This window comes from Caballeronia sp. ATUFL_F2_KS9A (assembly GCF_023630765.1).
GTDB lineage: Bacteria > Pseudomonadota > Gammaproteobacteria > Burkholderiales > Burkholderiaceae > Caballeronia > Caballeronia zhejiangensis.
Genome location: NZ_JALQEK010000009.1, coordinates 59,053 through 84,843 on the forward strand (window position 1 = coordinate 59,053; position 25,791 = coordinate 84,843).

The 25,791-nt window shown below is 64.1% G+C and carries 25 protein-coding genes; 15 read left to right on the plus strand and 10 right to left on the minus strand.

Translation table 11 applies throughout. From position 1 onward, the window contains the following. Positions 1–5: 5 nt before the first annotated feature. The 4 genes from NCS67_RS08235 to NCS67_RS08250 all read right to left on the minus strand — a co-directional run bounded on the left by NCS67_RS08235 (position 6) and on the right by NCS67_RS08250 (position 5,328). Positions 6–2,492 (minus strand): DNA internalization-related competence protein ComEC/Rec2, encoded by a 2,487-nt coding sequence (locus tag NCS67_RS08235; RefSeq protein ID WP_250434907.1) that lies wholly within the window; start codon positions 2,490–2,492, stop codon positions 6–8. A 61-nt stretch (positions 2,493–2,553) separates the two neighbouring features. Further along, a complete protein-coding gene (locus NCS67_RS08240; RefSeq protein ID WP_175982710.1) occupies positions 2,554–3,342 on the minus strand; it encodes a TatD family hydrolase in 789 nt (262 codons plus the stop codon). Positions 3,343–3,368: 26 nt separating this feature from the next. Then, positions 3,369–4,082, minus strand: coding sequence for a lipoprotein-releasing ABC transporter ATP-binding protein LolD (gene lolD, locus NCS67_RS08245; RefSeq protein WP_008341887.1), 714 nt, complete (start codon positions 4,080–4,082; stop codon positions 3,369–3,371). Next, complete coding sequence (locus NCS67_RS08250; protein ID WP_033535777.1) at positions 4,075–5,328, minus strand: lipoprotein-releasing ABC transporter permease subunit; 1,254 nt, start codon at positions 5,326–5,328, stop codon at positions 4,075–4,077. Before NCS67_RS08250 ends, lolD begins: the two co-directional genes overlap by 8 nt. 156 nt (positions 5,329–5,484) lie before the next feature. Between NCS67_RS08250 and NCS67_RS08255 the strand changes: the two genes are divergently transcribed. The 5 genes from NCS67_RS08255 (at position 5,485) to NCS67_RS08275 (ending at position 12,099) form a co-directional block, all read left to right on the plus strand. Continuing rightward, complete coding sequence (locus tag NCS67_RS08255) at positions 5,485–6,579, plus strand: regulator (protein WP_250434908.1); 1,095 nt, start codon at positions 5,485–5,487, stop codon at positions 6,577–6,579. Between the two features lie 11 nt (positions 6,580–6,590). Then, entirely contained in the window at positions 6,591–8,294 is a 1,704-nt protein-coding gene (recJ, locus tag NCS67_RS08260) for a single-stranded-DNA-specific exonuclease RecJ (protein ID WP_008341891.1), read from the plus strand. An 83-nt stretch (positions 8,295–8,377) separates the two neighbouring features. Further along, a protein-coding gene (gene prfB, locus NCS67_RS08265) for a peptide chain release factor 2 (protein WP_144403574.1) occupies positions 8,378–9,482 on the plus strand; the annotation gives its coding sequence in 2 pieces (ribosomal slippage) (positions 8,378–8,458 and positions 8,460–9,482; 1,104 coding nt in all). Positions 9,483–9,558: 76 nt separating this feature from the next. Then, complete coding sequence (lysS, locus tag NCS67_RS08270; protein WP_244807434.1) at positions 9,559–11,085, plus strand: lysine--tRNA ligase; 1,527 nt, start codon at positions 9,559–9,561, stop codon at positions 11,083–11,085. 285 nt (positions 11,086–11,370) lie between these two features. Then, a complete protein-coding gene (locus NCS67_RS08275) occupies positions 11,371–12,099 on the plus strand; it encodes a glycine zipper 2TM domain-containing protein (protein ID WP_250434909.1) in 729 nt (242 codons plus the stop codon). Positions 12,100–12,170: 71 nt separating this feature from the next. On the opposite strand, the gene pssA is transcribed toward NCS67_RS08275, so the two are convergent. From pssA to NCS67_RS08300, 5 genes are all read right to left on the minus strand, one after another. Next, complete coding sequence (gene pssA / locus NCS67_RS08280; protein ID WP_034473055.1) at positions 12,171–13,037, minus strand: CDP-diacylglycerol--serine O-phosphatidyltransferase; 867 nt, start codon at positions 13,035–13,037, stop codon at positions 12,171–12,173. A gap of 13 nt (positions 13,038–13,050) precedes the next feature. Next, a complete protein-coding gene (locus tag NCS67_RS08285; RefSeq protein ID WP_034473054.1) occupies positions 13,051–13,695 on the minus strand; it encodes a phosphatidylserine decarboxylase in 645 nt (214 codons plus the stop codon). A gap of 106 nt (positions 13,696–13,801) precedes the next feature. Continuing rightward, a complete protein-coding gene (gene ilvC, locus NCS67_RS08290; RefSeq protein WP_008341903.1) occupies positions 13,802–14,818 on the minus strand; it encodes a ketol-acid reductoisomerase in 1,017 nt (338 codons plus the stop codon). Positions 14,819–14,883: 65 nt separating this feature from the next. Continuing rightward, a complete protein-coding gene (ilvN, locus tag NCS67_RS08295; protein ID WP_008341906.1) occupies positions 14,884–15,375 on the minus strand; it encodes an acetolactate synthase small subunit in 492 nt (163 codons plus the stop codon). A gap of 108 nt (positions 15,376–15,483) precedes the next feature. Continuing rightward, positions 15,484–17,247: an acetolactate synthase 3 catalytic subunit gene (locus NCS67_RS08300; RefSeq protein WP_008341907.1), complete on the minus strand. Its 1,764-nt coding sequence runs from the start codon at positions 17,245–17,247 to the stop codon at positions 15,484–15,486. Between the two features lie 423 nt (positions 17,248–17,670). Between NCS67_RS08300 and NCS67_RS08305 the strand changes: the two genes are divergently transcribed. The 10 genes from NCS67_RS08305 to NCS67_RS08350 all read left to right on the plus strand — a co-directional run bounded on the left by NCS67_RS08305 (position 17,671) and on the right by NCS67_RS08350 (position 24,868). Next, positions 17,671–18,234, plus strand: a complete 564-nt coding sequence (locus tag NCS67_RS08305) for an RNA polymerase sigma factor (RefSeq protein WP_244807436.1) — start codon at positions 17,671–17,673, stop codon at positions 18,232–18,234. After that, positions 18,231–18,677, plus strand: a complete 447-nt coding sequence (locus NCS67_RS08310; protein WP_034473052.1) for a DUF3619 family protein — start codon at positions 18,231–18,233, stop codon at positions 18,675–18,677. The genes NCS67_RS08305 and NCS67_RS08310 overlap by 4 nt, the downstream gene beginning before the upstream one ends. A 28-nt stretch (positions 18,678–18,705) precedes the next feature. Then, the gene (locus NCS67_RS08315) at positions 18,706–19,473 is read left to right on the plus strand and encodes a DUF3106 domain-containing protein (RefSeq protein WP_008341910.1); all 768 of its coding nucleotides are present in this window, start codon (positions 18,706–18,708) and stop codon (positions 19,471–19,473) included. Further along, positions 19,470–19,991, plus strand: coding sequence for an RDD family protein (locus NCS67_RS08320; RefSeq protein WP_008341911.1), 522 nt, complete (start codon positions 19,470–19,472; stop codon positions 19,989–19,991). The genes NCS67_RS08315 and NCS67_RS08320 overlap by 4 nt, the downstream gene beginning before the upstream one ends. A 79-nt stretch (positions 19,992–20,070) precedes the next feature. Then, positions 20,071–21,021, plus strand: coding sequence for a UDP-2,3-diacylglucosamine diphosphatase (locus tag NCS67_RS08325; protein ID WP_250434910.1), 951 nt, complete (start codon positions 20,071–20,073; stop codon positions 21,019–21,021). A 29-nt stretch (positions 21,022–21,050) separates the two neighbouring features. Further along, complete coding sequence (locus NCS67_RS08330) at positions 21,051–22,082, plus strand: glycosyltransferase family 4 protein (RefSeq protein WP_250434911.1); 1,032 nt, start codon at positions 21,051–21,053, stop codon at positions 22,080–22,082. Then, positions 22,079–22,633 carry a diacylglycerol kinase gene (locus tag NCS67_RS08335; protein WP_008341914.1) on the plus strand — a complete coding sequence of 185 codons (555 nt, stop codon included), beginning with the start codon at positions 22,079–22,081 and terminating at the stop codon, positions 22,631–22,633. Before NCS67_RS08330 ends, NCS67_RS08335 begins: the two co-directional genes overlap by 4 nt. Before the next feature lie 144 nt (positions 22,634–22,777). Continuing rightward, a complete protein-coding gene (locus NCS67_RS08340; RefSeq protein WP_008341915.1) occupies positions 22,778–23,524 on the plus strand; it encodes a TetR/AcrR family transcriptional regulator in 747 nt (248 codons plus the stop codon). Continuing rightward, positions 23,525–24,109 (plus strand): LOG family protein, encoded by a 585-nt coding sequence (locus tag NCS67_RS08345; RefSeq protein ID WP_244807439.1) that lies wholly within the window; start codon positions 23,525–23,527, stop codon positions 24,107–24,109. A 12-nt stretch (positions 24,110–24,121) separates the two neighbouring features. Then, positions 24,122–24,868 carry an SDR family oxidoreductase gene (locus NCS67_RS08350; RefSeq protein ID WP_008341918.1) on the plus strand — a complete coding sequence of 249 codons (747 nt, stop codon included), beginning with the start codon at positions 24,122–24,124 and terminating at the stop codon, positions 24,866–24,868. Here NCS67_RS08350 and NCS67_RS08355 read toward each other — a convergent pair whose 3' ends face one another. After that, a complete protein-coding gene (locus NCS67_RS08355) occupies positions 24,869–25,744 on the minus strand; it encodes a DUF5672 family protein (RefSeq protein WP_034473046.1) in 876 nt (291 codons plus the stop codon). Positions 25,745–25,791 lie beyond the last annotated feature (47 nt).

The window sequence follows — 25,791 nt, forward strand, 5'->3', positions numbered from 1 at the left end:
AGCGTTTAGCGCGCCATCCAGTAGCGCGCGTGGCTTTGCCGGTAGCGCTCGAACGTAATCTGCGAACCGATTTCGATACGCGCCGCGCCGTCTTCGTCGCTGCGCGAAAGCACGATGTCGCGCATCCGGTAGCGCGCGAAAACGGTCGGATGCGGATGATGAAAACGGTTGCGATAGCCTACCTGAAATATCGCGGCCAACGGCCCGACAGAATCGAGGAAAGGCTCGGTGGACGAAGTGCGGCTGCCGTGATGCGGCACGATGAGCACATCGGCGCGCAGGTCTGACGGGTCGCGCGCGATCAGCATGCGTTCGACGTCCGCTTCGATATCGGCGGCGAAGAGCGCCGAGCGTCCCGCCGCGTTCGTCACCTTGAGCACGCACGACTGCCGATTCGGCTTGCCCGAAAGCGGTCCCGGCTCGGGCCACAGCATTCGGAATTCGACGCCGTCCCACGTCCAGCGCTGCCCCGCCGCGCAACGCAGCGTCTGCGCGCCGCGTGCGCGCGCATCGGACCACGACGCGTCCTGCGCGGGCAGCGACGCGAGCAGTTGCCGCACGGCGATCGATTGCAGCACCGCCGGCGCGCCGCCCGCGTGATCCGAATCGGAATGGCTGATGACGAGCGCATCGAGCGCACGCACGCCCGCAGCCTGCAGATACGGCACCACGATCCGCTCGCCCGCATGCGTCGATTCGGGACCGGGACCGGCGTCGAAGAGCAACGTGCGCCGCGCCGTTTCGACGACGAGCGCCGAGCCCTGGCCGATATCGAGCGCGGTGACGCGAAACGCGCCGACCGGCGCGGGATGCATCGCGGGCGCGAGCAGCGGCAGCCACGTCAGCGGCGCGGCGAAGCGCAACGGCCAGCCGCGCGGCGCGAGCGCCCATGCGACGCCGACGCACGATGCCGCGAGCGCGAACGCATCCGGCCGGGGCAAAAGCCAGAGCGACGCGGGCGCGGCATTCGCGAGACGCGCGAGCATGTCGCAGAGCACGGACAACGCGGCATGGGCGACGTGAAGCATCGGCGCATCGAGCGGTGCGGGAAGCATGAGACCGGCGAGCGTCGCGGGCGTCACGAGCGCGCTGATCCACGGAATCGCGAACGCATTCGCGAGCGGACCGAGCAGCGGAATCTGCGAGAACCAGTAGGCGGTGAGCGGCGCGAGCGCGATCGTCACCGCGTACTGCACACGCGCGCTCGACGCGATATACCGCCGCGCGCGCGCGGCGAACCGCGCGACGATCGCGAGCGGCCTGCGCTTCGCGACATGTTGCGGACGATGACCGACTTCGCTCGGATCGACGCGATCCCATTGATCGACGTCGTCCCGTTCTTCCGTTTGCGCCCGCGACGCGCGACGTCCCGCCGACGCGATCGCATGCAGAATCGCCGCCACCGCGCAGAACGACAGCCAGAATCCCGGCGCTGTCACCACCCACGGATCCGCGATCAGCACGAACGCGAGCGCCCACAGCAGCACGAGCGACGACGACGGCCGTCGTCCGAAGAAAAACGCGAGCGCAACGACCAGCAGCATCCACAGCGTGCGTTGCGCGGGCACGTTGAAACCGGCGAGCGCGGCATAGCACGCAGCGAACACGGTCGCGCCGATGGCCGCCGCTTTCGGCGTGGCCGCGATCAACGGCGCGCTCAGGCCGCGCAAGCGCACGCGCTTCCACACGAATCCGACGATCAACGCCGCCAGCCCCGCGACGAAGCCGATATGCAAGCCCGATATCGCAACGAGATGACTCGTGCCGGTCGCGCGCATGACGGTCCAGTCGGCATCGCTGACGGCGTCCTGCGCGCCCACCGCGAGCGCGACGATGATCCCGCGATGCGGCGCATCGCCGAGCACGGTCTCGATGCGTTCGCGTGCGCGCGCACGCAGCCGGTCGATCGTCAGCCGCGGACCCGACGCATCGGCGTGCAAACGGCGCGGCTCGCGTGCTGCCGATACATAACCCGTCGCGCGAATGCCGCGTTCGAGCAGCGTTGCTTCGGCATCGCGCAGACCGAAGTTGGCGTTGGCATGCGGACGCTTCAAACGCGCCACCAAGCTCCATCGCTCGCCGGCGTGCAGGTTCGGAACATGATCGCCCGACATCCAAAGCAAGCGCACGACGCGCGGAAAGTCATGCAATTTCGCGCCGTTGGCCTCGATTTCGAAGAGAAAGGGCGTACCGTCGGCGCGTCGCTCGGGCATGCCGCGCACGAAACCCGTCAGTTCGATGTCGCGCTGCTCGTAGCGTGCTGGCAATTGTTCGCGCAGCCGCACATCCGCGCGTATCGCCGCATACGCGAAACCCAGCGCGCAAGCAGCCAGCGCGAAGCTCGCGATGCGCGGACGCGGCTCGATCGCGCCCGACGCAATCGCGATGACGAACGCCGTGCAGCACGCGCACCACGCGATGACATCCGGCAAGCGAGCCTGCTGCTGCAACCACCAGACACCCAATGCAAATCCCAGCAGAATCGCCCGCACGTCTTCCCTCTTCGTTCCTCGTCACGGCGAACGCATGCAGCCGATGCGTCCATCGAAACGATTATGAAGAGGCGAGCGCGAGCCGTGGGAGCGCAGCGTGAGCGTTAGCCGTTGTGCCTAGGGAAAGCACGTTTTCGTCGATGCCGCGCAGTTGCGCGAGCACTTGCGCGATGCGCGCGACCTGGTCCGGCGTGTTGCGTTGCTTGTAGCGCCAGGACGGCGCGATGTCGGGCGCATCGGTTTCGAGCACGATCGCGTCGAGCGGCAGCTCCGTCGCGAGCCGGCGGATCTGCAGCGCGCGCTCGAACGTGAGATTGCCGCCGAAGCCGAGATGCATGCCTTGCGCGATGAACGCCTCGGCCTGCTGGAAACTGCCGTTGAACGCATGCGCGATGCCGCGATGAATGTCGTGCGCGCGCAAGCCCTTCAGCACCTTGTCCTGCGACTTGCGCACATGACAGATGACCGGCAGATCGAACTCGCGCGCGAGCTTCAGTTGCTCGTTGTAGAAGAACTGCTGGCGGGCGTCGTCGAGCGTCGGCACGAAGTAATCCAGCCCGATTTCGCCGATGCCCACAAAGCGCGGATCGTCCATGCTCGCTTCGATTTCCTCGCGCAGCGCGCGCAGGTCGTCTTCGTGCGCGCCCGGCGTGAAGAGCGGATGAATGCCGAGCGCGTACGCGCCGCCTTCGATGCGATGCGCCAGCGCCCGCACCGTGTCGAAGTTGAAGCGCCCGACGCCCGGAATCACGATGCGCGTCACGAGCGCATCGAGCGCGGCATCGGCGACGGCATCGCGGTCGGCATCGAATTCGCCGGCATCCAGATGACAGTGCGTATCGATCCACATGGCGGCCTCCGCGCGTCGCGAAAGATTCAGACCGGCACGACCGGCTCTTCGTGCAGCACGCCGTCGCGCAGGCGCAGGATGCGGTCGCAGCGCGCGGCGAGATCGGGATCGTGCGTGACGATCACGAAGCTCGTCTCGAGCGTGCGCGACAGCTCCAGCATCAGGTTGAAGACGGTATCGGCGGTGCCGCCGTCGAGATTGCCGGTGGGTTCGTCGGCGAGCACGCATGCGGGATGCGTGACGAGCGCCCGCGCGATCGCCACGCGCTGACGCTCGCCGCCCGACAATTCGCCCGGCCGATGCTTCGCCCGATGCCCGATGCCCACGCGCTCCAGCATGACGAGCGCTTCCTTGCGCGCGTCTTCCTCGGGCATGCGGCGGATGCGCAGCGGCATCGCGACGTTGTCGAGCGCCGTGAATTCCGGCAGCAGATGATGGAACTGATACACGAAACCGAGCGCGCGATTGCGCAGCTCGTTGCGTTCCTTTTCCTTCAGTTCGGTGAACGGCTTGCCGAGCAGCGAGACCTTGCCCGCGCTCGGTTCGTCGAGCCCGCCGAGCACATGCAGCAGCGTGCTTTTACCCGAGCCCGATGCGCCGACGATCGCGAGCTTTTCGCCCTTCATCACGTCGAGTTGCGCGTTGTTGAGCACCTGCACGTTGAAGCCGCCCTGCACGAACGTCTTCGAAATCGCCGATGCCCGCAGCACGATGTTGTTGGCCGGAATCAGATCACTCATAGCGCAGCGCCTCCGCCGGACGAACCTTCGCGCCGCGCCAGCTCGGATAGAGCGTGGCGAGCGACGACAACAAAAATGCGATGACGCCGATCTTGACGACATCGCCCGGCACGAGCTCAGACGGCAGTTCGCTGATGAAATACACCGAAGACGGCAGGAACTGCACGTTGAAAAGATGCTCGATCATCGGCACGAGCCATGGAATACTCCACGCGATCAGACAGCCGAGCGTCACGCCGAGGGCCGTGCCGATGAAGCCGATCGTCACGCCCTGCACGACGAATATCTTCATGATCGAGCCCGGCTGCGCGCCGAGCGTGCGCAGAATGGCGATATCGGCCTGCTTGTCGGTGACGGTCATCACGAGCGACGACACGAGATTGAACGCCGCTACCGCGATGATCAGCGTGAGGATGATGAACATCATGCGTTTCTCGATCTGCACGGCGGAGAACCACGTCTTGTTCTGCTGCGTCCAGTCGCGAATGTACAGATCGCCCGACAGCGTGCCCGCGAGCTGGCGCGCGACTTCGGGCGCGCGCTGCATGTCCTTCAGGCGCAGGCGCACGCCGGTCGGCGCGGGCAGGCGAAAGAGCGCTTCGGCATCGCGGATTTCGATGAGCGCGAGCGTCGAATCGTATTCGTAGTGCCCCGACTCGAAAACGCCGACGACGGTGAACTGCTTGAGGCGCGGCATCATGCCGGCCGGCGTGATGGTGCCTTCGGGCGCGACGAGCGTGATCTTGTCGCCCCGCGTCACGCCGAGGTTGGCCGCGAGATCCTTGCCGAGCACGATGCCGAACTCGCCCGGCTTCAGGTCCGTGAGCTTGCCCGCGCGCATTTCCTTGCCGATGTCGGACACTTCCGGCTCGAGCGTGGGCTCCACGCCGCGCAGCGCGACGCCGCTCACGGCGCCCTGACGCGTGAGCAGCGCCTGCGCTTCGACATAAGGCGCGGCGCCGATCACTTCCGGATTGCGCTTCGCTTCCTGCGCGGTCAGTTGCCAGTCCGGCATGGAACCCGTCGGCGAGAAGATTTCGACGTGCGCGAGCACCGACAGCATGCGGTCGCGCACTTCCTTCTGGAAGCCGTTCATGACCGACAGCACGACGATCAGCGCGGCGACGCCGAGCGCGATGCCCGCCATCGAAACGAGCGCGATGAAGGAGATGAAGCCGTTGCCCGTGGTGCGTTTGCTGGCGCGCGTGTAGCGCCAGCCGATCTGCCATTCGTACGGAAGTTTCAAGCGATTCCTTTCTGCTGCTGTTCCAGCGTTGTTGAGTCCGGTGAAGCAAATTTGCGAAAGTTTGCCATATGTCGCGAAAGCCACGCACTGGCAGCCTTCGTCCGCGAGGCGGGAACGGCGCGCCGAGCCTGATCGGAGAAGGCGCTTTGCCCTACAATGCCGAGCATCATGCCCGTTCATCATCTCCATCTCCTGTTGCCGTTCGCCCTGCCTTCGGCCGCGGACGCCGCCACCGCCCTGCACGGACTGGAGAGCGCGGCGCTCGACAAGCTGCTCGCCCGCGCCACGCTCGAAGAACGCGTCATCGGCGAGGATTTTCAGCGCACGCTGCCGCACGAACGCTGGATCGCGCGCCGCTTCGGCGCGGTGACGCCCGCCGATCAGCGCTATGCCGACGACGCCCCGCTCGCGCCCTTCATGCTGCTCGCCGACGGCGGCACGCCCGGCGATGCGCTCTGGGCCTGCATCGAGCCGGTTCATGTCCGTATCGCGCACGATCATCTCGTATTGATCGATCCCGACACGCTCGGCGTGCACACGGAAGAAGCGCGCGCCCTGCTCCAGACCGCGCGGCCGGTGATCGAAGCGCTCGGCGTGACGCTGCAAGCGCCGACGCCATTACGCTGGTACGTGTCGGGTGAAGCGCTGGGCGCGCTCGCGGGCGCATCGCCGTTGCGCGCGACCGGGCGCAACATCGAAATCTGGCTGCCGCACGAGGCCCGCACCGGCGAGCGCTCGCGCGCGTGGATGAAGCTGCAGAACGAAGTGCAGATGGCATGGTTCGAACATCCGCTGAATCTGGAACGCGAATCGCGCGGCCTGCCTGCGATCAATTCGATCTGGCTCCACGGGCAAGGCGCGATGCGGCCCGTGCAAAGCCCGTTCGCGCGCGTGATGTCCGATGCGGCCGCGACGCGCGGTCTCGCGCTCGCTTCCGGCGTGAAGCCGTCGATGCCGCCGGAGTCGTTTGCATCGCTCTCGAAAGACGACGCGCAGGACGCGACGCTCGTCGAGCTCGATGCGTTCTCCGCGCCGTTCATCGAACAGGATTGGGCGCGCTGGAACGATGCGCTCAAGGCGCTGGAAAACGCGTGGTTCGCGCCCGCGCTGCAGGCGCTTCTCGACGGCTCGCTCGGCCGCCTGAGTCTCACGCTTTGCGGCGATACCGGCTCGGTCACGCTCTCGGTCACGCGCGCCGATCTGCGCAAGTTCTGGCGGCGCCGTCCGATCGCGGCGCTCTTCATCGAATAAGGCACTTTGCAATGACGCGAATCGTTACGCGCGCTTCTTCTCCCGCCGATGCCGAAGCGCTGATGCGCCACGGCCTGCATCCCGTCATCGCGCGTCTTTACGCATCGCGCGGCGTGACTTCTCCCGATGAAGTCGAAACCGAATTCAAGCGCCTGCACGCGCCCGCCGGCCTGAAAGGCTGCGACGCCGCCGCCGTCGTGCTCGCCGATGCGCTCGTCTCGGGACAGCGCATGCTCGTCGTCGCGGACTACGATTGCGACGGCGCGACCGCATGCGCCGTCGCCGTGCGCGGGCTGCGGATGTTCGGCGCGAACATCGACTATCTGGTTCCGAACCGCTTCGAATACGGCTACGGGCTGACGCCGGAAATCGTCGAGCTGGCGTCGCGTTCGAAGAGCGGCCTGCCCGATCTGCTCATCACGGTCGATAACGGCATCGCGAGCGTCGATGGCGTCGCGGCGGCGAACGCGCTCGGCATCGACGTGCTCGTCACCGATCATCACCTGCCCGGCGACGAGCTGCCCGCCGCGCGCGCGATCGTCAATCCGAATCAGCCGGGCTGCGCGTTTCCGAGCAAGTGCATCGCGGGAGTCGGCGTCATGTTCTACGTGCTGCTCGCGTTGCGCGCGGAGTTGCGGCGGCGCGGCGCTTATGCCGATGGCACACCCGAGCCGCGTCTCGATGGCCTGCTCGATCTCGTCGCGCTCGGCACCGTCGCCGATGTCGTGAAGCTCGACTGCAACAACCGCATTCTCGTCGCGCAAGGCTTGAAGCGGATTCGCTCGGGCCGCATGCAGCCGGGCATCGCCGCGCTCTTTCGCGCCGCCGGCCGCGATGCGCGCGCGGCGTCGGGTTTCGATCTCGGCTTTGCACTCGGGCCGCGCCTCAACGCGGCGGGACGGCTGTCGGACATGTCGCTCGGCATCGAATGCCTGACGACCGACGATGTCGGCCGCGCCTGGGAGCTCGCGCAGCAACTCGATTCGATGAACCGCGAGCGTCGCGAAATCGAAGCCGGCATGCAGCAGCAGGCGCTCGCCGAATTGCAGACGATCGATCCGGGCGAGCGCGCCACGCTCACGCTCTACGACGCGAGCTGGCATCAGGGCGTGATCGGCATTGTCGCGGGGCGGCTGAAGGAGCGGTTTCATCGGCCATCGTTCACGTTCGCGCACGCCGACGACAGCGGCACGCTCAGCAAGGGCTCCGGCCGCTCCATTCCGGGCTTTCATCTGCGCGACGCCGTCGATCTGATCGCCAAACGCGAGCCCGGCCTCATCCACAAGTTCGGCGGACACGCAATGGCCGCGGGCCTGACGCTTTCCACCGCCGACATCCCGCGCTTCACCGCCGCGTTCGAAGCGATCGGGCGCGAATGGCTGACGGCCGAAGCGCTGTCGCGCACCGTCGAAACCGATGGCGAACTCGAAGACGCGTACTTCACGCCGCAATTCGTCGAAATGCTCGACGCCGCCGTCTGGGGACAGGGCTTTCCCGCGCCGACCTTCTCCGGCGAGTTCGAAGTCGCGTCGCAGGCGCTCGTGAAGGACAAGCATCTGAAGCTGTCACTGTTGCGCGGGCGGCAGCGTTTCAACGCGATCTGGTTCAACCACGTCGATCCGCTGCCGCCGCGCGCGACCGTCGCGTACCGGCTCGTCAGCGATTCGTGGAACGGCGTCGCGCGGGTGCAGCTGATCGTGGAGCACGCGGGCTGAGCGGCCCGCCGCGCACCCCAAAGGCCGGGGAAACCCTGTCGATCGGCTATAATTTCATCTTTTTACGAAGCCGAAGATCGACAATGGAAGCGGAACGTCTCAACGCGATCGAAAGCCTTCTGGCCGACCTGCGCCGCCGCGCGGGCGAGCTACGGGGGTATCTTTGACTACGACGCCAAGTCCGCGCGTCTAGCCGAAGTCAATAAGGAACTCGAAGACCCGAACGTCTGGAACGACTCGAAGAACGCCCAGGCGCTCGGTCGCGAAAAGAAGCTGCTCGACGGCGTGGTCTCCGCACTCACCGCCCTCGACAACGACCTGCGCGACGCGGACGAACTGTTCGGCATGGCGCGCGAGGAAAACGACGAGGACACGCTCGTCGCATCCGAATCCGATGCGGATGCGCTGCGCCTGCGCGTCGAAGACATGGAATTCCGCCGGATGTTCTCGAACCCGGCCGACCCGAACAACTGCTTCATCGACATCCAGGCGGGCGCGGGCGGCACCGAAGCGTGCGACTGGGCGTCCATGCTGCTGCGCCAGTACCTGCGCTACTGCGAACGCAAGGGCTTCAAGACCGAAGTGCTCGAAGAGTCCGAAGGCGACGTCGCGGGCATCAAGAGCGCGACGATCAAGGTCGAGGGCGAATACGCATACGGCTATCTGCGCACCGAAACCGGCATTCACCGCCTCGTGCGCAAGTCGCCGTTCGACTCGTCGGGTGGGCGTCACACGTCGTTTTCGTCGGTGTTCGTGTATCCGGAAATCGACGATTCGATCGAGATCGAGATCAATCCCGCCGATATCCGCACGGACACGTATCGCGCATCCGGCGCGGGCGGCCAGCACATCAACAAGACCGACTCCGCCGTGCGACTCACGCACGCGCCGACGGGCATCGTCGTGCAGTGCCAGAACGACCGCTCGCAGCACCGCAATCGCGCGGAAGCCATGCAAATGCTCAAGGCGCGTCTCTACGAATTCGAGATGCGCAAGCGTCAGGCCGAGCAAGACAAGCTCGAATCGAGCAAGACCGACGTGGGCTGGGGCCATCAGATCCGCTCCTACGTGCTCGACCAGAGCCGCGTGAAGGACTTGCGCACCAACGTGGAAATGAGCAACACGCGCGCCGTGCTCGACGGCGACCTCGACGACTTCATCAGCGCGAGTCTGAAACAGGGCGTTTAATTCGCCGACGCGGGTATCGACTTCGATATCCGCGTTTTCAATTCAGCCCGCCTCGCATCAAAAAGCCACAATCATCATGACCGAACCGATTCAACCGGGCGCCGCTCCCGAACTGGAAGAGAACCAGATCATCGCCGAGCGACGCGACAAGCTGCGCGCGATGCGCGAGCAAGGCATCGCCTATCCGAACGACTTCCGCCCGACGCATCAGGCCGCCGCGCTGCAGAGCGACTACGCCGAAACGGATAAAGACGCGCTCGAAGCGAATCCCCTGCCCGTCGCGATCGCCGGCCGGATGATGTTGAAGCGCGTGATGGGCAAGGCGAGCTTCGCGACGGTTCAGGATGGCAGCGGCCAGATCCAGTTCTTCGTGACGCCCGCGGACGTCGGCGCCGAAACCTACGACGCATTCAAGAAGTGGGATCTGGGCGATATCGTCGCCGCCAAGGGCGTGCTGTTCCGCACGAACAAGGGCGAACTGTCGGTGCGCTGCACGGAGTTGCGTCTGCTCTCGAAGGCGCTGCGTCCGCTGCCGGACAAGTTCCACGGCCTCGCCGATCAGGAAACGCGCTATCGCCAGCGCTATGTCGATCTGATCGTCACGCCGGAATCGCGCAAGACCTTCATGGCGCGCACGAAAGCCGTCACGTCGATCCGCAATTTCATGGCGCAGGCGAGCTTCATGGAAGTCGAAACGCCGATGCTCCACCCCATTCCCGGCGGCGCGGCGGCCAAGCCGTTCACCACGCATCACAACGCGCTCGACATGCAAATGTTCCTGCGCATCGCGCCCGAGCTGTATCTGAAGCGGCTGATCGTCGGCGGTTTCGAGCGCGTGTTCGAGATCAACCGTAACTTCCGGAACGAAGGCGTGTCGCCGCGTCACAATCCGGAGTTCACGATGATGGAGTTCTACGCCGCGTACACCGATTACCGCTGGCTGATGGACTTCACCGAGCAACTGATCCGCCAGGCCGCGATCGATGCGCTCGGCACCGCCACCATCACGTATCAGGGGCGCGAGCTTGATTTGAGCAAGCCGTTCCATCGTCTGACGATCAATCAGGCGATTCAGAAGTACGCGCCGCAATACACCGACGCGCAGTTGTCCGATGCCGCGTTCCTGCGCACGGAACTGAAGAAGTTCGGTGTGGATACGACGCAGCCCGCGTTCCTCAACGCCGGTCTCGGCTCGCTGCAGCTCGCGCTGTTCGAAGAGACGGCGGAATCGCAATTGTGGGAGCCGACGTACATTGTCGATTATCCGATCGAAGTGTCGCCGCTCGCGCGTGCGTCGGATTCGGTGCCGGGCATCACCGAGCGTTTCGAGCTCTTTATCACGGGCCGCGAAATCGCCAACGGCTTCTCGGAGCTGAACGATCCGGAAGATCAGGCCGCGCGCTTCCAGAAGCAGGTCGACCAGAAGGACGCCGGCGACGAAGAAGCGATGTACTTCGACGCCGATTACATCCGCGCGCTCGAATACGGCATGCCGCCGACGGGCGGTTGCGGCATCGGCATCGACCGTCTGGTGATGCTGCTGACCGACAGCCCGAGTATTCGCGACGTGATTCTGTTCCCGCATCTGCGTCGCGAGGACTGAGCTTTCGCCTCGGTTTTCAGCGAAAAAAGCGCGCCTTTCGAGGCGCCTTTTTTTCGATGGAACGATCGTTGTTGTAACCGCTGGTAAAAATTTCAAGCCGTATTCGGCCCGGAAGGGCGCACAGCCGCGAGCCATCGGGATTGGCATCGCTCCTGCTTTCATCGAAAGAGACAATCTCCGCGAATTTGTTACACGCCGAAAAAGCGGAAAGTCGGCGCTTCCCCGAGAATGGGCGTGATTGCCGACATCGGTAGCGGCAGTTCGCCTCGAAACGGAGGTTCGATAATGGATAACGGAACCAGCAAACTCGGCACGTCACCCTCTTCCGGCAGCGCTCAGCCGCCGCAGCGGCGTCTGCATCCGCTCATCGCCACGGCGGCGGGCGCGGTCATCGTCGCGAGCCTCGTGGCTACCGCCGCGATGACGGGACTGTTCCCGAGAGCATCGAGCAATTCCTCGCAGAACCCGCAGACACAGACGGCGGCGGTCGCGCAGCAGCCAGTAGTCGATTCCGCCGCGCCGAGCCCGGCGCAGCAGCAAGCCGCCGCTCAACAGCAGGCGGCGCAGCAACAAGCCGCCCAGCAACAGCAAGCGGCGCAGCAGCAGGCGCAACCGGCCCCGGCGCAGCCACGACCCGCGCAGCCATCGTATGCGCAGCAACCGCCGCAGCATCCGGCGTATTGCTCGACGTGCGGCACGGTCGAGTCGATTTCAGCCGTCAAGCATGAAGGCCACGGCACCGGCATCGGCGCGGTCGGCGGCGCGGTGGCGGGCGGTGTCGTTGGCAATCAGTTCGGCCGTGGCGGCGGGCGCACGGCGATGACGCTGCTCGGCGCGCTCGGCGGCGGTCTGGCCGGCAATTCGGTCGAAAAGCATATCCGCAGCGAAACCGATTACTCGGTGCACGTGCGGATGGAAAACGGCAAGACTCGGACCTTCACGTACAAGAATCCGCCGCCGTTCCAGCAAGGCGAGCGCGTGCATATTCAGAACGGCACGCTGGTCGCGGGTTGATCGGCGCGCAAAAAGCAAAAAGGCGGCGAACCTCATCGGTTGCCGCCTTTTTTGTTTGAAAGCGTCGAGGCCTAGTGTTCCCGCTGCGAACTGCGCGCGGGATTCGGCCGTCCGCGCATCGCAAGATAGCCCCACCAGATATAGCCCGAGAAGCCGTACAGCACGAACAGGCAGAACAGCATGACCGGCGGATCCGACGACACCAGTACGAACGCCACCACGATCAGCAACACGCCCGCGAACGGCACGCGATAGCGCACGTCGAGCGCCTTGCCGCTGTAGAACGGCGCGTTCGATACCATCGTCACGCCGGCGTAGATGGTCAGCGCAAACGCGACCCACGGCAGCCACACGAGCTTGAGCGGCACGCGATTGTCGGTCGCGAGCCAGACGAAACCGGCGATCAGCGCAGCCGCGGCCGGTGACGGCAAGCCCTGGAAGTACCGCTTGTCGACCACGCCGACGTTCGTATTGAAGCGCGCGAGCCGCAGCGCCGCGCCCGAGCAGTAGACGAACGCGGCGAGCCAGCCCCAGCGCCCGAGATCCTTCAACACCCATTCGTACATGACGAGCGCCGGCGCGACGCCGAACGACACCATGTCCGAAAGGCTGTCGAACTGCTCGCCGAACGCGCTCTGCGTGTGCGTCATGCGCGCGACGCGTCCGTCCATGCCATCGAGCACCATCGCGACGAAAATGGCGATGGCCGCGATCTCGAAACGCACGTTCATCGCCTGAACGACGGCGAAGAAGCCGCAAAAAAGCGCGGCCGTGGTGAACGCGTTGGGCAGCAGGTAAATGCCGCGTTTTCTGAGGAACTGCTGCCGCTTCGCGCGCCGCGTCTCCACGGCGCCGACGTCCTGCGCGGCCTTGTTGCGGCGGAACGCGCGCGGAGGCGTCGCGTTCGCGCGATTACGGCGCGGTTTGAATGCCGCCATCGAATCCTCCGCGTTATTCCGCGAATTCGGCGAGGATCGTCGACGAAGCCGAAACCTTCTCGCCGATCGACACGCGCGGCCGGCTGCCAACCGGCAGATACACGTCGACACGCGAGCCGAAGCGAATGAAGCCGTAGCGCTGGCCGCGCGTGAGCGGCTCGCCCACATGCACGTAGCAGAGAATGCGTCGCGCGATGAGGCCCGCGATCTGCACCGACGTCACGGTATGCCCGCCCGCCGTCTGCAGCACGACCGCGTTGCGCTCGTTCTCGGTCGACGCTTTATCGACAGCCGCGTTCAAATACGCGCCCGGAAAGTACTGCACCTTCGTGATGGCGCCGTCCACCGGCGAGCGCTGCGAGTGTACGTTGAACACGTTCATGAACACGCTGATCTTGAGCGCTTCGCGGCCCACGTACGGATCGTGCGCGGTTTCGACCGCGACGATGCGGCCATCCGCCGGACACAGCACCGCGTTGGGCTGGGTCGGAATCGGGCGGGCCGGATCGCGGAAGAACTGGACGACGAAAATCACGATCAGCCAGAAGATCCAGGCGAAGCCAAAGCCGCCGATCGCCTGCACGAGGATGGCGACGACAGCCGCGATGGCGATGAACGGCCAGCCTTCGCGGGCAATGATCGGATGAGGATAGTTCATGAACGAGTTCTGTGTTTTATAAAAACCGTAGGATAGCAAAAGCCGCCCGGCGCACAGGGCATCCGGGCGGCTTTCGATGCAGCAAAAAGCGTGACTAGCTAAAGATTTAGTTCTTCGACTGGTCGACGAGCTTGTTCTTCGCGATCCACGGCATCATCGCGCGCAGCTTCTCGCCGACTTGCTCGATCTGATGCTCCGAAGTCAGACGGCGGCGCGATTGCAGCGTCGGCGCACCCGCGCGGTTCTCGATGATGAAGCTCTTCGCGTATTCGCCCGTCTGGATGTCCTTCAGCACGGCCTTCATCGCCTTCTTCGTCTCTTCCGTGACGATGCGCGGACCCGTCACGTATTCGCCATATTCGGCGTTGTTCGAGATCGAGTAGTTCATGTTGGCGATGCCGCCTTCGTAGATCAGGTCGACGATCAGTTTCAGTTCGTGCAGGCACTCGAAGTACGCCATTTCCGGCGCGTAGCCGGCTTCCACCAGCGTTTCGAAGCCGGCCTTGATCAGGTCGACGGTACCGCCGCACAGCACGGCCTGCTCGCCGAACAGGTCGGTTTCGGTTTCTTCACGGAAGTTCGTTTCGATGATGCCCGCGCGGCCGCCGCCGTTCGCCACCGCATACGACAGCGCCACGTCGCGCGCGGAGCCGGACTTGTCCTGCGCCACGGCGACCAGGTGCGGCACGCCGCCGCCTTGCGTGTACGTGTTGCGCACGGTGTGGCCCGGCGCCTTCGGCGCGATCATGATGACGTCCAGATCGGCGCGCGGGATCACCTGACCGTAGTGCACGTTGAAGCCGTGCGCGAACGCGAGCGCCGCGCCCTGCTTGGCGTTGTCATGCACTTCGTTCTTGTAGACTTCAGCGATCTGCTCGTCCGGCAGCAGCATCATGACCACGTCCGCGCCCTTCACGGCTTCGGCCACTTCCTTCACCTTGAGGCCCGCGTTCTCGGCCTTGCTCCACGATGCGCCGCCCTTACGCAGGCCGACCGTCACGTTCACGCCGCTTTCCTTCAGGTTGAGCGCGTGTGCATGGCCTTGCGAGCCATAACCGATGATGGTGACTTGCTTGCCCTTGATGAGGGAGAGGTCGGCGTCCTTGTCGTAGAAAACTTTCATGGTGGTTCCTTGATCGTGCGTTGAATTTGGTTGCGCTACTTTGCTTCGTTTTGACTGGAAAGGCGTCAGACCTTGAGAATCCGCTCGCCCCGGCCGATGCCTGAGCTGCCCGTGCGAACCGTTTCGAGGATCGCCGTGGCGTCGAGCGCCTGGATGAACGCGTCGAGCTTGTCGGACGCGCCCGTCAGTTCCATCGTGTAGGTCTTCTCGGTCACGTCGATGATGCGGCCGCGGAAGATATCCGCCATGCGCTTCATTTCTTCGCGTTCCTTGCCGACCGCCCTTACCTTGATGAGCATCAGCTCGCGCTCGATGTGGGCGCCCTCTGTCAGGTCGACCACTTTCACCACCTCGATCAGGCGGTTCAGGTGCTTCGTGATCTGTTCGATCACGTCGTCCGAGCCAATGGAGACGATGGTCAGCCGCGACAGCGAACTGTCTTCGGTCGGCGCCACCGTCAGCGTTTCGATGTTATAGCCGCGTGCCGAAAAGAGCCCGACGACGCGCGATAACGCGCCCGGTTCGTTCTCCAGCAAAACGGAGATGATGTGTTTCATTGTCTTTTCCCGAATGTGTCCAGAAGAGGCGTTCGTCCGAAAAACCCGCGCGCGTCACATGTCCTTTGTGAAGACAGGCGCGCGCGGGCCTCGCGAGTCGAAGCCGCGTTATAGATCCTCAGACCCGAGCAGCATTTCCGTGATGCCTTTGCCTGCCTGCACCATCGGGAATACGTTTTCGGTGGGATCGGTCTGGAAGTCGAGAAATACGGTGCGATCCTTCAGGCGCAGCGCTTCCTTCAGCGCCGGCTCGACGTCCGCGGTCTTTTCGACGCGAATGCCGACGTGACCGTACGCCTCAGCGAGCTTCACGAAGTCGGGCAGCGCGTCCATGTACGAACTGGAATAGCGCTTCTTGTATTCGATCTGCTGCCACTGGCGCACCATGCCGAGATAGCGGTTGTTCAGCGAGATGATCTTGACGGGCGTGTTGTACTGCTTGCACGTCGAGAGCTCCTGAATGCACATCTGGATCGAGCCTTCGCCCGTGATGCAGACCACTTCGTCGTCCGGATAGGCCATCTTCACGCCCATCGCCGCCGGCAGGCCGAAGCCCATCGTGCCGAGACCGCCCGAGTTGATCCAGCGGCGCGGCTTGTTGAACGGATAGAACTGCGCCGCCCACATCTGATGCTGGCCGACATCGGAACACACGAACGCGTTGCCGTCGGTCAGTTCCCAGAGCTTTTCGACGACGTACTGCGGCTTGATGATCTCGCTCTTGCGGTCGTAGGACAGGCAATCCTTCGAGCGCCAGCCTTCGATCTCGTCCCACCACTTCGCGAGCGCCTGCGTGTCCGGGCCGTGCTCGGCGTGCTGAAGCTGCTCGATGAGCTCCTTGAGCACTTCCTTCACGTCGCCGACGATGGGGATATCCACCTTCACGCGCTTGGAAATGGACGACGGGTCGACGTCGATATGGATGATCTTGCGCGGCGACGACGCGAAGTGCTTCGGATCGCCGATCACGCGGTCGTCGAAGCGCGCGCCGATGGCGATCAGCACGTCGCAGTTCTGCATCGCCATGTTGGCTTCGTACGTGCCGTGCATGCCGAGCATGCCGAGGAACTTCTTGTCCGATGCGCGATAGCCGCCGAGGCCCATCAGCGTGTTGGTGACGGGATAGCCGAGCAGATCGGCGAACTGGTTCAGCTCGCGCGATGCGTCGGCGAGGATGATGCCGCCGCCGGTATAGATGTACGGGCGCTTCGCCGACAGCAGAAGCTGCACCGCCTTGCGGATCTGGCCCGAATGGCCCTTCGTGACCGGATTGTACGAACGCAGCGACACGCTCTTGACCGGCTCGTACTTGCACGGCGCCTTCGACACGTCCTTCGGAATGTCGATCAGCACCGGGCCGGGACGGCCGGTACGCGCGATGTAGAACGCTTTCTTGACGGTCTCGGCCAAGTCGCGCACGTCCTTCACGAGGAAGTTGTGCTTCACGCATGGACGCGTGATGCCGACGGTGTCGCACTCCTGGAATGCGTCGAGACCGATGGCCGCGGTCGGAACCTGCCCGCTGATGACGACGAGCGGAATCGAATCCATGTAGGCCGTGGCGATGCCGGTGACGGCATTGGTGACGCCCGGGCCCGAGGTCACGAGACACACGCCGACGTTGCCGGTCGAGCGCGAATACGCGTCGGCGGCGTGCACGGCGGCCTGCTCGTGGCGCACGAGAATGTGCTGAATCTGGTCTTGCTTGTACAGCTCGTCGTAGATGTAGAGTACCGAGCCGCCGGGATAGCCCCAAATGAACTCGACGTTCTCATCGGCCAATGCGCGCATGAGCACGGTGGCGCCGATGGAGTCAGCTTCGTGAGGAGGAGTCGTATCCGACGTGGAGAATTCCGCGCTGGGCATGTTCATTCATCACCTTTCGAATTTTCGGCAAAAAATTGATCGGGTGCTCTCTGCCGGGCTTGTGGCTCGGGTTCAAGCGGCGCGTCTAGGTTTGACTGGCGTGCTTCTTGGGCTCGCCTCAAAGCAGACATTTCACTGATGATGCGAGTCAGAAAATGTAACAGCGGCGCGCGCGGGCGGTCAAGCAAAAAGTTACCGAACGCGGCATGCGCGCTGATTTTGCGCCGTTGCGGCGCGAAAGTTCCTTTACGGGGAGAGGCTGTCCGGGGCGCATTCGACCGGTCGAGTGCAGGCGGCAAATGGCAACAAAAGCTCTCATCCGCTCCGGATGCGGCGAAACTTTGCTAGGATTCGCAGGTTTTCCTAGAACTCCACGATCCTCATCGACGCAACTTCGGACGCAGCTTCGTTGCGCCGGGTCCCCAACGGATGGCATCAGACAAGGAACTCGCCGACTTCCTGGCGGGCGTCGAAAGACGCGCGTTCAAGCAAACCGTGTACACCGTTCGCGACGACGACGCGGCGCTCGACATCGTGCAGGACGCGATGATCAAGCTGGCGGAAAAATACGGCGACCGGCCTGCATCCGAGCTTCCCCTTTTATTCCAGCGTATCCTTCAGAACGCGACGCATGATTATTTTCGTCGCCAGAAGGTGCGCAACACCTGGGTCAGCCTGTTTTCGTCCTTCGGCAATGCGGACGACGACGAATTCGACCCGCTCGAAACCCTCGAATCCGAGGACGGCGCGGCGAGCAGCGAGAGCAGCGAAAACCGTCTGGAGCGCGAGCAGGTATTGAATCTGATCGACGCCGAAATCCAGAAACTGCCCGCGCGTCAACGAGAAGCTTTTCTCATGCGTTACTGGGAGGATATGGATGTCGCCGAGACGGCCGCCGCGATGGGATGCTCCGAGGGTAGCGTGAAGACGCACTGTTCACGCGCTACGCATGCACTCGCGCAAGCCCTGAAAGCCAAAGGGATCACGCTATGAGTTCCACTCTTGAAACGAAGGAAAACGAGTTCGCGCTGAAAGTCGTGCGCGCACTCGATGAAAGCACGTTGAACATTCCGGCTGCCGCCGTCGACCGGCTGCGCGATGCGCGCCGCGCCGCGATCGCGCGCAAGAAGCCGGAGAAGGTGGCCGTCGCGATGACCGCGCCCGCCTTCGCTCCGGCGTTCGCCGGAGGCACGCTCGACGCGGGCGGCGCCGATAACGGCCGCGGCGCAAAAGGGCTGCTCGCGCGGCTCGGCGGCCTCGGACTCGCGTGGCCGCTCGCGGCGCTCGTCATCGGGATTGCGGGCATCGCGTATTGGGAAGATCAGCAGCGCAAGGCGGAACTGGCCGACATCGACGCGGCCATGATGAGCGACAGCCTGCCCATCGACGCCTATCTGGATCACGGTTTCAACGCGTATCTGACGCGCAATCATTAAGCACTGAAAACAGCGGGGGAATTTCCGGGTGAGTTACAAGCGCGGTCTCGCGATTGTCTTTAGTTGCGCGATTGCGGGTCTGGTTGCGTTCGCCGCGACTTATCCGCGCTTTTATTCCACCGCCGCAGCGCCGTCGTCCGCCGCCGCGCCGAGCGGCAGTTCCGGCACGCCCGCCGATTCGAACGCATCGCCGCTCGCGGCGCTGTCGTCCGACAGCCCGATCTCCTGGAGTCATCTCACCGAAGCGCAGCACGTTGCGCTCGCGCCCTTCGCCACGCAGTGGGACTCGTTCTCCGACGAGCGCAAGAAAAAGTGGCTTAGGATCGCGTCGCGGTTCCATCGGATGTCGCCCGACGCGCAGAAGCATCTGCATCAGCGCATGGAAGAATGGGTGCGGCTCACGCCCGACCAGCGCAAGGTCGCGCGCGAGAACTATCAGGTTTCGAAGTCGGTGCCGCTCGAAAAGCGCGAGAAGGCGTGGGACGCGTATCAGAAGCTCTCCGAAGAACAGAAGAAAAAGCTGGCCGCGAGCGAGCACACGCGCCGTCCGACAATCGTTTCCGCGCCGCCCACCGGCAAGACGGAAGTGAAGGACATCAACCGGCTCGTCGCGGCGCGCGAGCAGGGACACGTCGGCGGCCACGTGGACGGCAGTTCGGCGGCGGCGGCCGCGCCGGCAGTGCCCGTTTCCGGCGCGCCGGCGCAACCCGCCATTCCGAGCGCGGCGAGCATCGTGCCGGCCACGCCGATTCCGGTATCGCCGCAGCAGGCGCCTTCGATGTACAACGGCTCGTGAGCGCGCAGCCGGCAGTGGCCACCGTCGATCCGATGCGCGCGCCCACACTGCGCCGCCGGCTCGCGACGATGCTCTACGAAGGCGTCATTCTCTTCGGCGTCGTGTTCCTCGCCGGTTATCTCTTCAGCACGCTCACGCAGCAACGCAACGGTCTCACGCATCACAACTGGCTGATGTCGTGGATCGGCATCGTCCTCGCGGCTTACTTCGTGTATTTCTGGACGCACGGCGGCCAGACCCTGCCGATGAAAACCTGGCGCCTCAAACTCGTCGATGCGCGCGGGCAACCCGTCAAACCCGCCCGCGCGCTCGCGCGCTACGCGCTCGCGTGGCTGTGGTTCCTGCCGCCGCTCGCGCTGCACCCGCTCTTCTCGCTCGCCGTGCCGCAGACGCTCGCCGTCTTCGCCGCGTGGGTCGCGCTGTGGGCCGCCGCCGTGTGGCTCGATCCGGCGCGTCAATTTCTCCATGACCGCCTCGCCGGCACGCGCATCGTTCCCGCGCAATCCGTTGTCAAGTAATAAGAACTTCTCGTGACTGTCACGGCTCGGTCACGGCCGGAAGGCGTAATGCGCATACCGAAACCCGATGCGCGAGCCAATGGCCTTCAACTCGTCCGCCCGACCGGCAATCGACCCGCCCTCTCCCTTCAGCTTCAGCAATAACGAACTGCGCACCGGTCCCTTCGCGCTGCGATCGGAGTCCACGGAATCGTTCGGGTCCGAATCCGCGTCGCCGGGCCAGCACGACGGCATCGCCGATTCTGGCGGAGAGCCGCATCGATACCGCACGATCTGGCTGTCCGATATCCACCTCGGCTCGGGCGGCTGCCAGGCGCCGTATCTGCTCGATTTCCTGCGGCACCACGAGTCGGAGTATCTGTATCTCGTCGGCGACATCATCGACGGATGGCAGCTTCGCAAAGGCTGGTTCTGGCCGCAGGCGCACAACGACGTCGTGCAGAAAATCCTGCGCAAGGCGCGAAAGGGCACGCAGGTCGTGTACATCCCGGGCAATCACGACGAAGCGGCGCGCCAGTTCTGCGATCTCGCGTTCGGCGACATCCACGTTCGCGGCGAAGCCTTTCACACGACGCTCGCGGGCAAGCGTCTATGGATCGTGCACGGCGATCTCTTCGATGGCGTGATCCAGCACGCCAAATGGCTCGCCTATCTCGGCGACACCGCCTACACGATGATCCTGCTGCTCAACCGCTGGTTCAATCGCGTGCGCACGAAGCTCGGCTTCAACTACTGGTCGCTGTCGCAATACCTGAAGCATCAGGTCAAGAACGCGGTGAACTTCATCTCGCAGTTCGAGCGCGTGATGACCGACGAAGCGCGCCGCCGCGGCTGCGACGGCGTCGTGTGCGGGCACATCCACAAGGCCGAAATCCGCGACATCGACGGCATTCTCTACTGCAACGACGGCGACTGGGTCGAGAGTCTCTCGGCGCTCGTCGAAACCTACGACGGCGAACTGAAAATCGTCTACTGGACGGTGATGCGCTCGCCGGAAGCGCGGCCGGCGAAAGCACGCGCGACCGTCTGACCACGAACGAACCAACGGGGCCAAAGCCGATGAAGATCATGATCGTTACCGACGCATGGGAACCGCAGGTCAACGGCGTCGTGCGCACGCTCACGCAGACGACGAAGGAACTCACCGCGCTCGGACATCGCGTGGAATTGCTCACGCCGCTCGAGTTCAGAACGATTCCCTGCCCGACCTATCCGGAGATTCGCCTGTCGCTGATGCCGGGACAGCGCGTCGCGAGCCGCATCGACGCGTTCGGGCCGGACGCGCTGCACATCGCCACCGAAGGTCCGCTCGGACTCGCGGCGCGCGCGTATGCGCTGCGTCACAAGCTGCCGTTCACGACCGCGTACCACACGCGCTTTCCAGAGTATGTGAAGGCGCGCTTCGGCATCCCGCTCGCGCTGACGTATCGCTTCCTCCACTGGTTCCACAAGGGCTCGCAGGCGGTGATGGCGCCGACGCCCGTCGTCAAAAGCGATCTCGAAAAATACGGCCTCACCAATGTCGTGCTGTGGACGCGCGGCGTCGATCTCGACATCTTTCATCCGATGGAGTCGAAGGTGCTCAACACGGCGCGGCCGATCTTTCTGTACGTCGGGCGCGTGGCCGTGGAAAAGAACGTCGAGGCGTTTCTCAAGCTCGATCTGCCCGGCTCGAAGTGGGTCGCGGGCGAAGGTCCGGCGCTCGCGGAGCTGAAGTCGCGCTATACGAACGTCAACTATCTGGGCGTGCTGTCGCAGCCGGAGCTCGCGAAGGTCTACGCGGCGGCGGATGTCTTCGTGTTCCCCAGCAAGACCGATACTTTCGGCCTCGTGCTGCTCGAAGCGATGGCCTGCGGCACGCCGGTCGCGGCCTATCCGGTGACGGGCCCGATCGACGTGCTCGGCGAAAACGGCCCCGGTGCGCTCGACGACGACCTTCACGAAGCCTGCCTGCAGGCGCTGAAAATCGAACGCGCCGATGCCCGCGCGTGGGCCGAACGCTTCTCGTGGCGCGCGGCCTCGGAGCAGTTCGCATCGCATCTGCGCCAGTTCGGGCCGCGCGCCGCGAGCTCGGACCGGGCAGCGGCATGACGCGACACGCCGTGGCGCAGGAACGGGCCGAAGCGAACGCGCGAGGCGCTTCGTCCGCGACGGGCCGCGCGCGCGATCCCTTCGACGATGACCCCGAAGACATCGACGAAACGTCCGCGCAGCCGCCCGAGCCGCTCGGCCCCGACGACCTGCCCTTCAATCCGTACAAGGGCAACCGCGGCTTCACGCGCGCGTGGCACGCGATGAAAAATTCGCTGTACGGTTTTCGCGTCGCGATTCGCGAGGAAAGCGCGTTTCGTCAGGAATTGACGCTCGCCGCGATCCTCCTGCCGTGCAGCCTTTTCGTGCCGGTCTCGCCCGTCGAGCGCGCGGCGCTGATCGCGTCCGTGCTGCTGGTGCTGATCGTCGAGTTGCTGAATTCGAGCGTCGAGGCGGCCATCGACCGGATATCGCTCGAACGTCACGAGTTGTCAAAGCGCGCGAAGGATTTCGGCAGCGCCGCGGTGATGGTCGCGCTCGGCGTCTGCGTCATTACCTGGGGTCTGATTCTTTGGCCGTTTGCATCCGCTTGGCTCGCGCGTATCTTATAAAAGAGAATTCGTGCGCTCAAAGCTCGCGTCCGTGCCGCAGAACGACCGGTTTATAATCGTCCGATATTCTCAAAAATAGCAACGGAAGCGGCCGCGCGAACGCTCATCCCGAGCCCTCGCGGCCCGATCCCAAGGTCGGACGACATGGAAGCCAAACCACCCCGCCGCACCCGCGAACGGATACTCGAGCTGTCGCTGAAGTTGTTCAACGATATCGGCGAGCCGAACGTCACCACGACGACCATCGCCGAGGAGATGGAAATCAGTCCAGGCAACCTGTACTACCATTTCCGCAACAAAGACGACATCATCAACAGCATCTTCGCGCAGTTCGAGCAGCAGATTCAGAAGCGTCTGCGCTTTCCGGACGATCATCGCCCGACGATCGACGAGATGTGGTCGTATCTGCAATACATGGCGGATTTCCTGTGGACTTACCGCTTCCTGTATCGCGACCTGAACGATCTGCTCGCGCGCAACCGCACGCTCGAAACACACTTCAAGCAGATCATCACGCACAAGGTGCACTTCGCGAGCCAGTTGTGCGAGGCGCTCGTGGCCGATCAGGAAATGGTCGCGACGCCCGAGGAGATCAAGGTGATCGCGACGAACATCGGCGTGATCGCGACGTACTGGCTGTCGTATCAGTACGTGATGAATCCGCGCAAGTACAACGATCAGGAAGCGATCCGCACGGAACTGCATCAGGCGAGCCTGCATATCATCTCGATCATGGCGCCGTATCTGCGCGGACGCTCGCGTCAGCTCTTCGACGATCTCGTTTCCGGTAAGCTGCCAAAGCGCGAGTATGCGGATTTCCTGCCGCCGCGCGAAGACGCGTCCAACGCATCGAACGCGTCGAAGACCGAAATACCGAAGGATTCCAGATAAATGAAGGCAGTTTGTGTTTATTGCGGCTCCGCGACCGGCGCCCGCCCCGTCTATGCCGAAGCGGCCAAGGCATTCGGCCGCGCGCTCGTTGAAAACGATCTCTCGCTCGTCTACGGCGGCGGCCGCGTCGGGCTGATGGGACTCATCGCCGATGAAGTGCTCGCCGCGGGCGGACGCGCCGTCGGCGTGATTCCCGAGTTGCTGCTCGCGAAGGAAGTCGGCCACACGGATCTCACCGAATTGCACGTCGTGCCCGACATGCACGAGCGCAAGAAGAAGATGGCCGATCTGTCGGACGCGTTCGTCGCGATGCCGGGCGGCGTCGGCACGTTCGAGGAGTTTTTCGAGGTCTACACGTGGGCGCAGCTCGGCTATCACCAGAAGCCGGTCGGCTTGCTCGACGTGAACGGCTACTACGATCCGCTCATGGCGATGCTGCGTCATACGGTCGACGAAGGCTTCATGCGCGAGGCGTATCTGGATTTCATTCAGGTCGCAGCCGAACCCGGCGAGATGATCGCAAAGCTGAAGACCTACACGCCGCCCGCGATCGACAAGTGGTCCGAAAAACGTAACGCCGTCTGAGGAGCGGAACCGATGTCTAAAGTCATCCTGATTACGGGGGCTAGCCGCGGCATCGGCCGCTCGGCTGCGGTGCTCGCGGGCGCGCGCGGCTGGTCGGTCGGCGTCAACTACGCGTCGAACGCCGCGGCCGCCGATGACACCGTCGCGGCCGTCGTTGCGGCGGGCGGCAAGGCCATCGCGATTCCCGGCGACGTCAGCGACGAAGCCGCGATCATCGCGATGTTCGACGCGACGGAGAAAGCCTTCGGCAAGATCGATGGCGTCGTGAACAACGCGGGCATCGTCGCGCCCGGTTCGATGCTCGCGGACATGGATATCGCGCGCATGAAGCGCATTTTCGACATCAACGTGCTCGGTGCGTATCTCTGCGCGCGCGAGGCGGCGCGGCGCATGTCGACTTCGCGCGGCGGCAAGGGCGGATCGCTCGTGAATGTATCGTCGGCGGCGGCGCGGCTCGGCGGGCCGAACGAGTACGTCGATTACGCGGGATCCAAAGGTGCGATCGACACGCTCACGATCGGGCTGTCGAAGGAACTCGGGCGCGAAGGCGTGCGCGTGAACGCGATTCGCCCCGGGCTCATCGATACCGACATCCACGCGAGCGGCGGCAAGCCGGATCGCGCGCACGTACTTGGCGTGCAGACGCCGATCGGACGCGCGGGCACCGCCGATGAAGTCGGCGAATCGATCGTATGGCTGTTGTCGGATGCGTCGTCGTATGTGACGGGCGCGATTCTGGACGTGTCGGGCGGGCGTTGATCAAGCAGGCTCGGGCATGAACTCGAGCCGATAACCGCGCTCCTCGAGCATCTTGACCACAGGCGGCTCCAGCGGATGTTCGTCGATGTGGCGCCGCGTCGCGCCATAACGCACGACCGGCGGATCGATGCTGGCAAGACGCCGCCATGAACCGTGCATGCCGAATACAGCGTGAAGGTTCACGCCGATGTGACTGAGCGCGGCATGTTCGAAACCGAAACGCGCCGCGACTTCGAGCGGCGCGAACCGCAGACCCACGGCTTCCAGCTCGGGACGCAACATGCAGGTGAGTTGCACGTCTTCATGCGTGGCGTCGTTGAACCAGCTCATGGCGATCGGCTCGGAATCGCTGACGTCGGGCGGCGGGACCACCATCCGGATGTGCGGATGATCGACCAGCGCACGAAGCATGCGACGGCTACGAAGACTGAAGCCTCCGTTGAGCACCGGAATCACGACGGAGTCCGGGTTCTCGAGATCGCCGTACCAAGAAAAATCCTTCTTCCAGTAAATGCCTTCGGGTCTGTCGACGCGCGCGAGGTGTCCGGGCGCGCCGATATAGTCGTATTCGAGGAATTCATCGGTCCAGTTCGACGCGTCGAGCAGCCAGCCGTCTTCCTGGACGATCAGGACGTACTCCGTTTCGACCATGCGCCACAACGCGAACATCATGAAAAGGCTGTATTCCTTGAAGCTCAGCGGCGCGATGGCACGGTGACGAATGTCCGGCGGAAGATTGCCGGGTGCGGACGGGCTTAGAAGCAAGGCGGAAGCGCCGGGCATTTGCCGGCGGGAGAATTCGAGCGCCAGCGCCGCGCCGTGGGCGTCGTTCAGTCCGGTCACGGAGACCAGAGTGATGTTGCTGAAATCGGGCATGAAACACGTCGGATGATAAGGATGCCGAGCGATTCTAAATCACTGGC

What these genes read in the sequence shown, in the direction of transcription:
- NCS67_RS08240 (WP_175982710.1), bottom strand. Translation starts at nt 3,342, where the DNA reads ATGTGGATCGATACGCACTGTCATCTGGATGCCGGCGAATTCGATGCC.
- lolD (WP_008341887.1), bottom strand. Translation starts at nt 4,082, where the DNA reads ATGAGTGATCTGATTCCGGCCAACAACATCGTGCTGCGGGCATCGGCG.
- NCS67_RS08255 (WP_250434908.1), top strand. Translation starts at nt 5,485, where the DNA reads ATGCCGAGCATCATGCCCGTTCATCATCTCCATCTCCTGTTGCCGTTC.
- recJ (WP_008341891.1), top strand. Translation starts at nt 6,591, where the DNA reads ATGACGCGAATCGTTACGCGCGCTTCTTCTCCCGCCGATGCCGAAGCG.
- lysS (WP_244807434.1), top strand. Translation starts at nt 9,559, where the DNA reads ATGACCGAACCGATTCAACCGGGCGCCGCTCCCGAACTGGAAGAGAAC.
- NCS67_RS08275 (WP_250434909.1), top strand. Translation starts at nt 11,371, where the DNA reads ATGGATAACGGAACCAGCAAACTCGGCACGTCACCCTCTTCCGGCAGC.
- pssA (WP_034473055.1), bottom strand. Translation starts at nt 13,037, where the DNA reads ATGGCGGCATTCAAACCGCGCCGTAATCGCGCGAACGCGACGCCTCCG.
- NCS67_RS08285 (WP_034473054.1), bottom strand. Translation starts at nt 13,695, where the DNA reads ATGAACTATCCTCATCCGATCATTGCCCGCGAAGGCTGGCCGTTCATC.
- ilvC (WP_008341903.1), bottom strand. Translation starts at nt 14,818, where the DNA reads ATGAAAGTTTTCTACGACAAGGACGCCGACCTCTCCCTCATCAAGGGC.
- ilvN (WP_008341906.1), bottom strand. Translation starts at nt 15,375, where the DNA reads ATGAAACACATCATCTCCGTTTTGCTGGAGAACGAACCGGGCGCGTTA.
- NCS67_RS08300 (WP_008341907.1), bottom strand. Translation starts at nt 17,247, where the DNA reads ATGAACATGCCCAGCGCGGAATTCTCCACGTCGGATACGACTCCTCCT.
- NCS67_RS08305 (WP_244807436.1), top strand. Translation starts at nt 17,671, where the DNA reads ATGGCATCAGACAAGGAACTCGCCGACTTCCTGGCGGGCGTCGAAAGA.
- NCS67_RS08310 (WP_034473052.1), top strand. Translation starts at nt 18,231, where the DNA reads ATGAGTTCCACTCTTGAAACGAAGGAAAACGAGTTCGCGCTGAAAGTC.
- NCS67_RS08325 (WP_250434910.1), top strand. Translation starts at nt 20,071, where the DNA reads ATGGCCTTCAACTCGTCCGCCCGACCGGCAATCGACCCGCCCTCTCCC.
- NCS67_RS08330 (WP_250434911.1), top strand. Translation starts at nt 21,051, where the DNA reads ATGAAGATCATGATCGTTACCGACGCATGGGAACCGCAGGTCAACGGC.
- NCS67_RS08335 (WP_008341914.1), top strand. Translation starts at nt 22,079, where the DNA reads ATGACGCGACACGCCGTGGCGCAGGAACGGGCCGAAGCGAACGCGCGA.
- NCS67_RS08340 (WP_008341915.1), top strand. Translation starts at nt 22,778, where the DNA reads ATGGAAGCCAAACCACCCCGCCGCACCCGCGAACGGATACTCGAGCTG.
- NCS67_RS08345 (WP_244807439.1), top strand. Translation starts at nt 23,525, where the DNA reads ATGAAGGCAGTTTGTGTTTATTGCGGCTCCGCGACCGGCGCCCGCCCC.
- NCS67_RS08350 (WP_008341918.1), top strand. Translation starts at nt 24,122, where the DNA reads ATGTCTAAAGTCATCCTGATTACGGGGGCTAGCCGCGGCATCGGCCGC.
- NCS67_RS08355 (WP_034473046.1), bottom strand. Translation starts at nt 25,744, where the DNA reads ATGCCCGATTTCAGCAACATCACTCTGGTCTCCGTGACCGGACTGAAC.